Genomic DNA, 13,217 nt, shown 5'->3' with positions numbered 1-13,217 from the left:
TTCTACAGCTAATCCCAAACGCACGCCTAGCTATGGCCTAATTTAACCCCTTTTCAATTAAATGGAAAGCATTTATACTGAACCTACTGATAATCATTATCAATGATGACCGTGAAAGGGGTTAAAGCTGCACATGCTGCCGGTTCAAGGACAGGAATATTCCCTTCTAATGCTTTCATCCCTACGTAGACGTCGTTTCCATAAACGGAATACGCTGTATAAAAAAAATATCCCAGGAGATATGCTCTTTGTTGTAACACAAGGTAGGGGCATTCTTTGTGTCGATAATCAAGCCATACCGATCAGGCCGAATCAGACCTACTATTTACTTGGAAATAAACCAATTGAAGTGATGTTGGAGTCTGAATTCATCGATTTCTATGTGCTAGTCATTAGACGCGTGACATTTGCCAAAAAGAAAGGCAGCTGGCATTATGTCAATGCAGCAACCGATTCTTCGCTCTTTCAGACGGGCAAATTACAACTGAAACACGAGAAGCAGCACCTCGAAAGCATAGAGCAGCTATATGAAGAATGCCGATATAAGTCAGTTAAGGATCCAAGTATTCAGCTCAAATTTCAAAGTCTGATCCAAGCCATGCCGGAGGAAGTGCCAGAACCACTTGAACTTGAGGACGCGTCAAAAGGTATTGATCAAAGCATCACGTATATGTACAAGCATTTTAATCACAAAATTAAACTAGATACCTTGTCAGACATCGCAGGCTTGACGCCAACTTCTTACTCAAGAAGCTTTAAGAAAGCCAAGAAGATATCACCTGTCGAATATTTAAATCACATTCGTATCGATTTTTCGAAAGAATTATTGCAACGGTCCGATCCCTCGATTAAGGATATTTCAACGGCTGTTGGGTTCGGGAATGAGTTTTATTTTAGCCGCATGTTTAAGAATAGCTTGGGCATTTCGCCTACGATGTATATAAAAAGGAAACAATTGAAGGTGGCTGTAGCATCGTGCTTCCGGTATAAGGAATGTTTGCGTGACCTTGGGGTTGAGGACACTTACGAATTAAATGGTTACCGGCATTTGGAGTTAGGTGTCGAGGAGAATAGGAGGCTTACACAAGTTCAACTTGAAGGGTTGCGTAACTATCGACCGGAATTAATTATCGCAGATTATAGGCATCTTCCGCTTTACGATCAATTAAAGCTTATTGCTCCAACAGTCATGGTAGATTATTCCATGGATTGGCGTGCGTATTATGTGCGGATTGCGGAGTTGGTTGGACGGGAAAAAGAAGCTCAACAAACGTTCAGTCAATTGGAACTACGGTTGAAAATTACGAGAGACGCGTTAATGGATACAATTGGTCATCAAAGTGTCTCTTTAATCCGACTATATAGTCGGAGAATTCGCGTGCAAGGCCTGGTGGATCACCCCTTAAGTCACTTACTATATTCGGAGCTTGGCTTAAAGCCTGGTAGTTGTGTCCCATTGAACGAGAGGACGAAGGAGTTTGCGGTAGATGGCATGCCAACCTTTGATACGGATTATCTCCTGATTGATAAAAGACTTACGGTACAAGAGGAAACTAACCTATACGCGAATGTCTTGAATGGAAGCACTTGGGATGCGATGAAGGCTGTGCAAAACAATCAGGTTCGCGTGATTCCGAATTGGATCAGTATGAGCTGGTCCCCTAGCGGCCAGAACCAAATCCTAGATAATTTGCTGCAATGGCATGCCTGAAGGAATAAGCACCAATGAATCCCCACATGAGTTGTCCTAATTGAGGTGAAGTAGCATATGTACGACATCTGCTCATTATACATGGGATAGGAGAACATCATGGTGAGGAGAGTGCCTATATTGTCAAATGAGTTTGTGATGCGTTCATTGGATGAGATCCGGTTCTGGTCGCGTATTATGAAGGAACATTCCTTATTTCTCAAACTGGGTTTTCGATGTGAGGACACGACATTGATCCAAGAAGCGAATCATTATTATCATATTTTTGAGCATATCGAGGGTCGATCCCATGCGTATAACGAATTGACAGACCCTGAACAAATTCGGCGATTCAATACGGAAGTTTCTTCGGCTGCTGCACATATCTGGGCGTTCAAACGAAAAGTTCTCGGACTCATCATCCAATGCAAGCTGCCTGGTGGTAACAACTTTCCCTTACTAGTCGACCATACGAGCCGTGAGGCTAACTATTTTCGAAATCGTTTATACGAATTAAACACAGGACGATTAGAACCGTTACCCGACGCGATTATTGATGAAAATATCTTCTTCTTGCGTATTATGGCGGATCACGCCAAATTTATTGGTCACCTGCTGGACCCATCCGAACGTCAGTTAGTGGAACAAGCAAGGAATTTTAGTCATGATTTTGACCAACTCCTCTTTCAAGCTATTGATTTAAGCGGGATGAGGCCTCAATCCCAAACCGACCCGCTATTGGATCAGTTCCTTGACCAGAATCGTGTCTCAGTCGTTGCCCTGCGTGATTTCAAAAAGACAGCCCGCGATTTAATTGAAGCTTGCAAAATCAAGAGCATTATCCATCCCTTGCTGGCGGATCATGTCTTCCGGGAGGCGGAACGCTTCTTAGCGATCATTGATATGTTCGAGCAGTGCTTGACAGGCAATCCAGTCATTGGGATGCGGGAGGAGCATCTGGGTCATTAAATGTATGGGGACATCCATAGGTCAAAAGGTCACTTGCTGAAGCAAGTGGCTTTTTACTTTGCGTAGGCACTCCTTCAGAAGGGGGACAAGGATGTGATAGATTCGTGACAATGGCCTTAGCAAGCAGTTGTCTCCAGTTTCTACTACTAGGTCAATATACAGTGCTATTAGTGGAATTATTATAGAAATAGTATAAACAACTAGTCCCCACTATGTTTTAGGAACATATTATGCTAATGAAACGATAAGACATCTATCATGGAGGGAGGAATAACTAGAAAACCGTAACTTACAAGCGATTTTTGTTCACTAGAGAGATCTGTTAAAAGTGGATAAATAAGATCTTCGTTAAGACCTTATTTTACCTTATCGAAAAGAGGTTGAATTATGATGCTGCAAGATTTCATGATTCCTATCACCATATTGTCGTTTATATGCACCATTGCTTTTATTATCTTTCGTCCAAATGTAAATGAATCTATTCCCGCAACCGTCGGCGCCATATTTGTCCTTCTAAGCGGTAGTGTTACTATACATGACGTGGGTAAAATAACTGAAACCATAGGTGGAGCAGCAGTAACCATTATGGCAACGATTGTTATGGCGATTGTTTTGGAGAGCTTCGGTTTTTTTAATTGGGCTGCAGAGAAGCTCCTAGAACGAGCGAAAGGATCAGGAATACGCCTTTTCTGGTACACGAATTTATTTTGTTTTCTGATGACCCTTTTTGTAAACAACGACGGTAGTATATTAATTACAACACCGATCTTACTTATGCTGCTACATCAATTAGGCCTTAAAAACCATCAAAAAATTCCTTATTTACTCTCCGGCGCTTTAGTTGCAACAGCTTCTAGCGCACCAATTGGTGTAAGTAATATTGTCAATTTAATTGCACTAAAAATTGTTCATATGGACCTCTATATGCAAACAGCGATGATGTTTGTCCCTGCTTCACTTGGTCTTTTACTCCTTACACTCCTTCTATTTTTCAGTTTTTATCGCGTATTACCTCGCAAACTAGCACCAATTAAAGTAGGAGCCTTACACCAAACACATCCACTGCAAGATATTTCGTCACCGATTCCGATAGAGAATCGAACTAAATTCATGCGGAATATCTTAATCTTCGTATTCAGCGTTCGAATAAGCCTATTTGTTGCCTCTTTCATTCATTTTCCAGTTCCATTAATGGCTGTTATCGGTTCTACCTTCCTGCTGGGCTGGCGTTGGTATTATTTGAAAATTGCGCCTACAGATATGATTAGAAAAATGCCTTGGTATATACTGGTTTTTGCCTTCAGTATGTATGTGATTATATATGGTTTGCATAATATCGGATTAACCCAAATGCTTATCCAGCTTATGCAACCACTTGTTTCGGGCAGTTTACTTGATGCGAGCCTAATGATGGGAGTTCTACTTACCATATTATCGAATTTATTTAACAATCATCCTGCATTAATGGTAGGAACGTTAACCTTGACGAACATGGGTCTTGACCCGCTTACCTTAAAAATTTCTTATCTAGCTGGTGTTATCGGCAGCGATATGGGTTCCCTTATTTTACCGATTGGGACGCTTGCAACTATCATGTGGATGCACATTATCAAGAAAGGGAAAGTAAAGTTGAGCTGGGCCGAGTACTTAAAAGTGACGATTACAGTCATTCCAATTACTCTTATTTTTACGTTAGTTATTCTAGCATTCTGGGTATCCTGGATTTTTTAACCACATAAGAATTTATTAGTTTCCGAGGCTCGGAAGAACAAATTCTTATTGGCGATAAAAACCACCTTTGAAACGCGGTCGCTCATCCTCGAAGTACTTCGATAGAAGTTTTTCTCATTCGGCAGATATGATGATAACTGGAGGTTATTCGTATGCGTGTGCTTCAACAATTTGTTGGCCAACAAGTGATTGTTGAAATTTCTGGAAATAATAACTGTATGGGTAAAATAATTGATTTAGGGCTTGATATTATGGTTGTGGTTAATAAACAACAGTTCTATTATATCCCCTTAGTAAACGTACAGAATGTTAGATTGAATTCAGAGTCCAGAATGGAAACTGAGCTCATATCTGATGAAATGCCAATTGATTATCAAGAGGATAGCCTCTCATTTCGAAAGATATTAAATAATGCAAAGGGTCGATTTGTCGAGATTTATGTAACTGGCAACAAAACGATACATGGCTATTTAACTAGTATTATGAATGACTATTTTGTCTTTTACTCCCCTGTCTATAAAGCCATATTTGTGTCAATGAACCACTTGAAATGGTTAATTCCTTATCATGCTCACCTCACGCCGTACTCGCTAAATAATCAATCACTACCTTTGAATCCTATCAACGTATCCTTATCAAGAACCTTTGAAGGACAATGTGAAAAACTGAAAGGAAACCTAGTCGTATTTGATTTTGGAGATAACACGAAAAAAATAGGCTTACTTCACAAAGTGGAGAATGGTTCCGTAGAATTGATTAATGCCAATGGAGATAAAGTCATTTGGAATCTGCAGCATTTAAAAACGGTGTACACACCATGATTGAAGAAGTGTATTGCTGCGGAAATAAAAAAAACGACCTTCTGGGAGAAGGTCGATCGAAAAAAAGGTTGAATTATGCATTCGCACACCTTATCTTATGAAAGTAAGCGCTGGATCGTTTGGGGTAGTAACTAGACGAATAAACTTTTATATCCGATAAAACTTATAGGAATATAATAAATTATGATTGACGAAGTTTCATCCAGAGTGGTACTCTAGAAATGTGACCACCGTATGAACGGAGACGCTATTCTCTTTAGGGAGAAAAGTGTCTTTTTTTCATTTAAAAGAGGAGTTGAATGGGATGAGCCAACCGTTGTTGAAACTCGAGCATGTGAACAAAACTTTTCAGTCCAGTAAAGGGTCTGTTCAAGCCTTGCACAATATTCAGCTGCAAGTGAAAGAAGGAGAATTTATTACAGTCATAGGACCCAGCGGCTGCGGCAAAAGCACGCTGCTCAAGATCATTGCTGGATTGGATGTTACGCATACCGGCGAGGTTCAACTGGGCGGTCAGGTGATACAAGGACCAGGCATTGACAAGGGCTTCATTTTCCAAGAGCCAAGGCTGTTTCCGTGGTTGAATGTTGAGAAGAATATCGCCGCTGACCTTTCGCTGAGAGACCCTGAAGTGCGCAAGAAAGTGGATGAACTCATTAAACTCGTCCGCCTGGAAGGCTTTCAGAAGTCGTTCCCGAAAGAGCTTTCTGGTGGAATGGCTCAACGTGTTGCCATAGCGAGAGCCTTGCTTCGTAATCCGAAAGTGCTGCTGCTTGATGAGCCGTTCGGTGCTCTAGATGCTTTTACTCGAACGCACATGCAGGAAGTGTTGATAGATATTTGGCAAAAAAATAAAACGACGATGATTTTCGTCACGCATGATATTGATGAAGCGATCTATTTAGCCAATCGTGTTGTGATTCTCAAACCACGGCCTGGCGCCATCAGGAACATTGTGCCTATCGATCTGCCGATCCCGAGAAAGAAGACGACGACGTCTTTTCAGGAGCTGCGGCTTAAGGTACTTAGTGAATTCGAGAAAATTGAAGAGCTAGAATTAATAGATAGTTCCGGCATTTAAGGAGAAAGGGGGGAGATCTCAATGAGCCAACAAGGACAATTGGTAGGTGTTGATCAACAGAGATACAAGCAACGAGTTCATCGCGTGCTACTTGGCGCTTTGGTACCTGTACTTGTATTGCTAACTTGGCAGCTTCTAGGCCATTTGGGTATTATTTCATCGTTGCTATTCCCAACACCGCTTCGCATTATGAACGCGGGCATTCGACTCATTCAAACGGGTGAGCTCTATGACAATATTAAAATTAGCGTCGTCCGAGCACTTTCAGGTTTCCTGCTTGGTGGTTCTTTGGGCCTTGCCTTCGGCATTCTCGTTGGTTTATTTCGTAGAACGGAGAAAGCGCTAGATCCCACGGTCCAAATGCTTCGCATGGTACCTCATTTGGCAATCGCCCCCTTGTTTATTTTATGGTTTGGAATTGGTGAAACGGCAAAGGTTCTGCTTATTGCCAAAGGGGCTTTTTTTCCACTTTATATTAATGCTTTCTTGGGTATTCGAGGCGTGGATAACAAACTTTTCGATGTGACACGCGTGTTAGGGTTTAGCAAATGGAAGCAAATCATCCGGTTAACGATTCCCGGAGCGCTGCCTCATATTTTACTAGGCGTTCGGATCTCATTAGGTGTGTCATGGCTTGGACTTGTTGTAGCTGAATTAATGGGATCGACCGCAGGGATCGGGTATATGATGTCGGATGCGCGCCAATTTTCCAAAACACCTGTTGTGTTCGTTGGTATTCTCATATTTGCCGTTTTCGGTATTGTTGCGGACTCCGCTGTAAGGCTGCTCGAACGCAAATGGCTTAGCTGGCAAGACAGCTATAAAGGGCACTGATCACTAAAAGGATATACGTACAAAGCTAAGGGGGAGAAGGGATGAGCAATCGTGTCGAGGCACTAAGCCAAGCTACGCAGGGCTTGGAGAAATCGAAAATACAGAAGCTAGAGTTTGTTCGGATCAAATGGTTGTGGGAGAGAGTGAACGATTTCGTCATCGGTGCGGTCGTACCATTATTACTCCTTGTCATTTGGCAAGTATCAGGGGATTTGGGGCTGTTTTCACCATCCTATTTACCAACTCCGTTACAAATTGCCGCTGAGTTTCGTTCATTAATCGCTTCTGGTGAGCTGACCCAGCATCTGTCGATTTCTTTGCAACGAGCTGTCATAGGTTTTCTAATTGGAGGATCCATCGGGCTGGTGTTTGGCTTTTTAGTTGGTTTTGTTCAAAAGCTGGAGTTCATGCTGGATCCTTCCTTTCAAATGCTGCGCATGATTCCACATCTCGCGATTGCGCCGTTAATCATACTTTGGTTCGGTTTCGGCGAGGTTTCGAAAATCGTGATCATCGCGAATGGTGCTTTTTTTCCTATGTATATCTATACCTTTCTTGGCATTCGAAATGTGGATCACAAATTATTCGAGGTTGCTAAAGTACTGAATTTCAGCAAGTCGAAGCAAATTTTTCGCTTGATTCTCCCAGCCGCCTTGCCTGGTATTCTGTTAGGTTTACGCCTATCTGTTGCGATTTCTTGGCTGGGTCTCGTCGTAGCCGAGTTGATCGGTTCTCAGGAAGGGATTGGCTTCCTTATTAACTATGGTAAACAAAATTCAAGCGCTGAGCTTATTTTCGTTGGGGTCATCATTTTTGCAGTGATCGGGAAACTTGTGGATTCACTTGTACGTTGGCTAGAAAGAAGATGGCTGAGCTGGCGTGACAGCTTCCAAGGCTAGGATACATCAAGGAGGGATTGCGGTGAGCTCGGGCAAAATTACGAAATTAGAAGCCGATGTCTTAGTCATCGGTGGAGGTCCTGCCGGGGCTTGGGCAGCTTGGAGCGCAGCCCAGCAGCATGCGAAGGTCATCCTCGTGGACAAAGGATTCCTAGGATCGAGCGGAGCTACGGCACCTGGAGGCACGAATTTGTTGTACCTGCCGCCAGATTCTGAATTGAGAGAAAAGGCAGTCCAGCAGCGGTACAAAGAAAGTGGGTACTTGGCAGAGCCTGCCTGGATTCACCGTGTGCTTGATCAAGTGTATGAAAGCTTACTGTTAGTGGAGAAGTGGGGCTATCCGTTTCGCCGTGATGAGCAGGGCGTTCCTTTGCGTGATCACTTGCAGGGACCAGAGTACATGAAGCTAATGCGTCGTCAGGTCAGTCGGGCAGGTGTGAAGATCCTTGATCAATCGCCAGCTTTAGAACTGCTCGTCGATGAGCATGGGGTTGGAGGAGCTCGAGGCATTTCACGCTTAGATGATTCCGAATGGGAAATCCGAGCGAATGCCGTTGTGATTGCAACAGGTGGATGTGCTTTTCTAAGCAAGGGGTTGGGTTGTAACGTCCTCACTGGAGAGGGTGTTCTGATGGCGACGGAACTTGGTGCCGAGCTATCTGGCATGGAGTTTACGCGCCAGTATGCGCCAAGTGCGGCTTTCGGTACGGTGACTCGTGGACGGCTGCTGAACTGGGCAACTTATACGGCGGAGGATGGTACGGTACTGCAAGGCGGAGGCCCTAGAGCGGGGGATTTTCTGCCGAAAATGCTGAGCAAAGGCCCGGTGTATGCAGTTCTAAACCACGCGGATACGGAAGAAAAGCAGCAAATCCTGCGTAAATCGCATGCGATTTTCTTCGTGCCCTTGGATCGCGCAGGCATCGATCCCTTCACAGAGCGGTTCCCGCTCACGCTTCGCTATGAGGGAACCGTCCGGGGGACAGGCGGCATCCGCCTTACCGATGAGAGCTGCGCCTCAACGGTACCAGGCCTTTATGCCGCTGGCGATGCGGCCACCCGTGAACGCGTCACGGGTGCCAAGTCAGGCGGAGGCGCGTTCAACGCCTCCTGGGCCATTTCCTCCGGCACGTGGGCCGGTGCCGGAGCTGCGAAGCATGCGCTGACGCTGGGGCGCAGCGCAAGAGATTTGCGACCAGCGGGCCGTTACGGCCTGGTCGACCCAGATGCAGCCCCCGATCGCATCCTCGATGCGGGGGGCTTGGTTGAGGCTGTCCAGCGGGAGGTATTCCCGCTGGACATCAATTATTTCCGCAGTGAGCCCGTGATCCGTCAATCGCTGGCGCGATTGGACGGTCTGTGGGCGAGCTTGCGGGGGACGACCGTGCACCCGACGGTGCAGGGTCGGGTTCGGGCACGCGAAGTCGCTGGGATGATCGCGACGGCGAGGTGGATGTACACCGCTGCGCTCGCACGCAAGGAGACGCGGGGTTTGCATTCGCTTGAGGAGTATCCGGAAACAGACCCTGCGCAGCAGTACCGCCTGATTGTCTCTGGTATTGATGAGATTGAGCTGCGCACAGAGCTGGCGGCGGATCAGGAGGTTGTGGCACGATGATTGAATTCGTAAGTACGGAACGGTGTGTGGGGTGCACGCTTTGCGTGAAGGTGTGTCCGACCAACGTATTTGATAAAGGGATTGATGGCATTCCGAGCATCGCAAGGCAGGAAGATTGCCAGACTTGTTTTATTTGTGAAGCGTATTGCCCCGTTGATGCGTTGTATGTATCTCCGTTTGAATCTCCTTTGGAGGAAGTGCCGACAGAAGCGGAGTTGGTAGAGGCCAATCTGCTGGGCAGCTGGCGAGAAACACTCGGCTGGGGTAAGGGGCGAACAACGTTGGCGGAGTTGGACACAACACCTTTTATAGATCGCATTTTACCTTCAAGACGATAAGTTAATCGTAATAAATAGTATTGACGAGTTTGAAATACGGTGCTACTATGTGTTTAATCTTAGTAAACAACTTGGTTTTGTCGACATACAATTGCATACCCTGTCCAACCGTACACACGGAGGCGTTCCTACATAAGGGATGCCTCTTTTTATTTTCATATTAGAGGAGGTCATGTAGATGGCAAAGGTTTTGGAAGATAATGATTTGGGACTTATTGCAGATGTGTTGGTAATTGGCGGAGGTCCTGCGGGAACGTGGGCGGCCTTAACAGCTGCAACGAATGGCTCCAAGGTAATCTTGGTGGATAAAGGCTACTGTGGAACGAGTGGAGCAACGGCACCATCGGGTACGGGGGTTTGGTATGTCAAGCCGGACGAGAAGCTGCGAGAAGAAGCCAGAGCGAGTCGCTATCTGTTAGGCGGTAAGCTGGCGGAGGTTCCTTGGATGAATCGCGTGCTCGATCGAACCTATGAGAACATGAACAAGCTAGGCTCCCTGGGATATCCGTTTCCGAAGGATGATATCGGCGATCCGTATAAGCGCGGTTTGCAAGGGCCTGAATATATGAAGCTAATGCGCAAATTGGTTCAAAAAGCTGGCGTGCGCATCCTCGATCACAGTCCTGTGCTCGAATTGCTTGCCGATGAGCATGGCGTTGGCGGTGCAACTGGCGTGAGAACGCAGAGCGGGCAGACCTGGACGGTGCGTGCAGGAGCGGTAGTGATTGCGACAGGTGGTTGTGCCTTTTTGAGCAAAGCATTAGGTACGAACGTGTTAACCGGAGATGGCTATCTATTGGCTGCTGAGGCCGGCGCTGATTTCTCTGGGATGGAATTCTCGAATGCCTATGCGATCTGCCCGACTTTCTCTTCCGTAACTAAAACAGCCTATTACCGCTACGCCTCCTTCTACCACGAAGATGGCTCCATTGTAGAAGGCGCAGGGTCACAACGTGGCCGCTCGATCATTGCGCGGAATTTGCTGCAAGGCCGCCAGGTTTACGCCAGCTTGGATCAAGCGCCGGAAGAGATTCGTCCTTTACTGCGTGTGAATCAAACGAATTTCTTCTTGCCTTTCGACCGACTTGGCATTGATCCGTTCAAAGATAAATTCCCTGTTACCCTTCGCTTAGAAGGCACGGTGCGTGGAACTGGCGGTATTCGCATTGTGGATGAGCAATGTTCAACCATTGTTCCAGGTTTATATGCAGCTGGCGATGCTGCAACGCGTGAGCTGATCTGTGGAGGTTTCACAGGTGGTGGCAGCCATAACGCGGCTTGGGCGATGTCTTCCGGTTCATTTGCAGGGGAAGGTGCTGCGAAATTTGCCAAGGATCTTGGAGATAAAGCGGATAATCGTACACTTAAAAGCGTCTCAACGACAACGTTCACGAAGTCGGGATCGGGTCAGATTTTAAGCAAAACAGGCGAAGCCATTCAAGCGGTACAAGAGGAAGTCATGCCATATGACCGCAATTTGTTCCGTACACAGAAAGGGTTGGAAGGCTCAATCAATCGTCTGGATGGACTTTGGAACGACTTGCGTGAACGTGTGACGACGCTAGATATTGCAGGTGTTCGTCATCGTGAAGCGGCGGCTATGACAGCTACGGCCCGTCTTATGTACAACACGGCACGCGAGCGTACTGAGACGAGAGGGATGCATAAGCGTGAGGATTTCCCTGAGACTGATGCTGCGCAAGGGTATCGCTTAATTAGCGGAGGATTGGATCAGGTATGGACGAAAAAGGCTGAAGTGAACAAGGAGGCTGTTACCCCATGATTGAGTTAGTCAGCGAGTCCAAATGTGTAGAATGCAACCTCTGCGTGTCGGTATGCCCAACGAATGTATTTGATCGTGTGGAAAATGGGATTCCGGTCATTGCTCGGCAAAGTGATTGCCAGACCTGCTTCATGTGCGAATTGTATTGCCCAGCGGATGCGCTCTATGTGGCGCCAGATGCTGAAGGACCGATGCATGTAAGCGAAGAGAGCTTAGATGAACAAGGATTCTTTGGTGGTTATCGGGAGAAAGTAGGCTGGGGGAAAGGGCGTAAACCAGTCGCCGAACATCCTTATATGTATGAATTAGCGAAACTAACTTCTATTGGGTAAGACAGTGGATACCCTTTTGTGGTCAATTTGAAAGGAGAATGAAAGATGATAGAGAGACAGAAGATGAGTAAAAGGGGATTCGGACTTTTCCGTACCACACATTTGGTTATGATGTTAGCAGCTATGGTCGCTTTCTTAGCGGCTTGTGGCAATTCCGATGGAGGTGCCAAGACGGCAGGTGCTAGTGCAGCAGCGACAAGCGGCGGAGCAGCCAAGGTACAACCACCAGCAGTGATCAATTACGGATACATTGGCACGAACAAGCTGAATTTCCCGGGTGGAGCTGAGGGTTGGGGCTTGTACAAAGGCATTATCCAAGAGGAACTCAAAAAATACGGCATCACCGAAATCAAGCCCGTAGCTTTTCCGAACGGACCTGACCAAAGCGAGTCGTTAATCAGCGGCAGATTGGATTTCGGCAGTTTGGGCGATACGCCAGCGATGCTTGCTCGTTCGACGGGAGCGAAGACGAGAGCGATTACCCAGAACACAACAGACAATATAGGTTACTTGATTGGCAAAAAAGGTGGACCAACGACGATTGCCGATTTGAAAGGTAAAACGATCGCAATTCAAAAGGGCTCCTTCATGCACCGCTACATTGCCGGCCTTGTGAAAGAACAAAATGTACCCGACGTGAAGTTCATCCATATGCTGCGCCCTGATGGTGAAGCAGCATTGTCTCGTGGCGAAGTGGATGCGATGACGAATAGTGCGATCTTTGCTCTGAAACAAATTGAGAATGGGTTCCCATTGATTGATGATGCCACCAAGCATCCGAATTTAATCGGAGGCAGCGTTACGGTTGTGTCCGAGGATTACCTGAAGAAATTCCCCGATTTCCCGAAAGTGTGGAATGCAGCTAGGGAGAAAGCGCTCAAGGATTTACAATCCAAGCCAGATGAATATTACCAATTCTTATCTCAGTTGAATGGGTTCACGCCGGAATTGAACAAGAAGGTTACACCGATTGAGACGATTAAAGATGTTAATTTTAAGGATGATGGTGTGAAGCTGCTTGATGGAACGAAGAAATTCTTGGTCGAAGAGAAGCTGGCAGAGAAGGATTTTGATCTGAATCAGTGGTTACTTAAATAAAGGCGACACGCCTATTCGGAAAG

The 13,217-nt window shown here is 46.0% G+C and carries 12 protein-coding genes; all 12 read left to right on the top strand.

Annotated features, from left to right (window positions below; all coding sequences use genetic code 11):
- The first annotated feature begins 133 nt into the window (after positions 1-133).
- The 12 genes from ACSQ8O_RS23390 (at position 134) to ACSQ8O_RS23335 (ending at position 13,194) form a co-directional block, all read left to right on the top strand.
- Positions 134-1,711, top strand: coding sequence for a helix-turn-helix domain-containing protein (locus tag ACSQ8O_RS23390; RefSeq protein WP_436243565.1), 1,578 nt, complete (start codon positions 134-136; stop codon positions 1,709-1,711).
- Positions 1,712-1,810: 99 nt separating this feature from the next.
- Positions 1,811-2,659 carry a DUF2935 domain-containing protein gene (locus ACSQ8O_RS23385; protein WP_436243564.1) on the top strand — a complete coding sequence of 283 codons (849 nt, stop codon included), beginning with the start codon at positions 1,811-1,813 and terminating at the stop codon, positions 2,657-2,659.
- 387 nt (positions 2,660-3,046) lie between these two features.
- Entirely contained in the window at positions 3,047-4,390 is a 1,344-nt protein-coding gene (locus ACSQ8O_RS23380; RefSeq protein ID WP_436243563.1) for an ArsB/NhaD family transporter, read from the top strand.
- A 152-nt stretch (positions 4,391-4,542) separates the two neighbouring features.
- Positions 4,543-5,211, top strand: a complete 669-nt coding sequence (locus tag ACSQ8O_RS23375; protein ID WP_056623309.1) for a hypothetical protein — start codon at positions 4,543-4,545, stop codon at positions 5,209-5,211.
- Between the two features lie 304 nt (positions 5,212-5,515).
- A complete protein-coding gene (locus ACSQ8O_RS23370) occupies positions 5,516-6,292 on the top strand; it encodes an ABC transporter ATP-binding protein (protein ID WP_056623312.1) in 777 nt (258 codons plus the stop codon).
- A 21-nt stretch (positions 6,293-6,313) separates the two neighbouring features.
- The gene (locus tag ACSQ8O_RS23365) at positions 6,314-7,126 is read left to right on the top strand and encodes an ABC transporter permease (RefSeq protein WP_436243562.1); all 813 of its coding nucleotides are present in this window, start codon (positions 6,314-6,316) and stop codon (positions 7,124-7,126) included.
- Positions 7,127-7,167: 41 nt separating this feature from the next.
- Positions 7,168-8,025, top strand: coding sequence for an ABC transporter permease (locus ACSQ8O_RS23360; RefSeq protein WP_436243561.1), 858 nt, complete (start codon positions 7,168-7,170; stop codon positions 8,023-8,025).
- A gap of 22 nt (positions 8,026-8,047) precedes the next feature.
- Positions 8,048-9,643: an FAD-dependent oxidoreductase gene (locus ACSQ8O_RS23355; protein ID WP_436243560.1), complete on the top strand. Its 1,596-nt coding sequence runs from the start codon at positions 8,048-8,050 to the stop codon at positions 9,641-9,643.
- Positions 9,640-9,981: a 4Fe-4S dicluster domain-containing protein gene (locus tag ACSQ8O_RS23350; RefSeq protein WP_236290689.1), complete on the top strand. Its 342-nt coding sequence runs from the start codon at positions 9,640-9,642 to the stop codon at positions 9,979-9,981. The genes ACSQ8O_RS23355 and ACSQ8O_RS23350 overlap by 4 nt, the downstream gene beginning before the upstream one ends.
- Before the next feature lie 178 nt (positions 9,982-10,159).
- A complete protein-coding gene (locus ACSQ8O_RS23345) occupies positions 10,160-11,764 on the top strand; it encodes an FAD-dependent oxidoreductase (protein ID WP_056623326.1) in 1,605 nt (534 codons plus the stop codon).
- Complete coding sequence (locus tag ACSQ8O_RS23340; RefSeq protein WP_171634581.1) at positions 11,761-12,096, top strand: 4Fe-4S dicluster domain-containing protein; 336 nt, start codon at positions 11,761-11,763, stop codon at positions 12,094-12,096. Before ACSQ8O_RS23345 ends, ACSQ8O_RS23340 begins: the two co-directional genes overlap by 4 nt.
- A 45-nt stretch (positions 12,097-12,141) precedes the next feature.
- Positions 12,142-13,194: an ABC transporter substrate-binding protein gene (locus tag ACSQ8O_RS23335; protein ID WP_436243559.1), complete on the top strand. Its 1,053-nt coding sequence runs from the start codon at positions 12,142-12,144 to the stop codon at positions 13,192-13,194.
- The last annotated feature ends 23 nt before the right edge of the window (positions 13,195-13,217 follow it).

The sequence above is a fragment of the Paenibacillus sp. LjRoot56 genome (genome assembly GCF_964253335.1).
Classification (GTDB): Bacteria; Bacillota; Bacilli; order Paenibacillales; family NBRC-103111; genus Paenibacillus_E; species Paenibacillus_E allorhizoplanae.
This window is presented reverse-complemented; position numbering and strand designations above follow the sequence as displayed.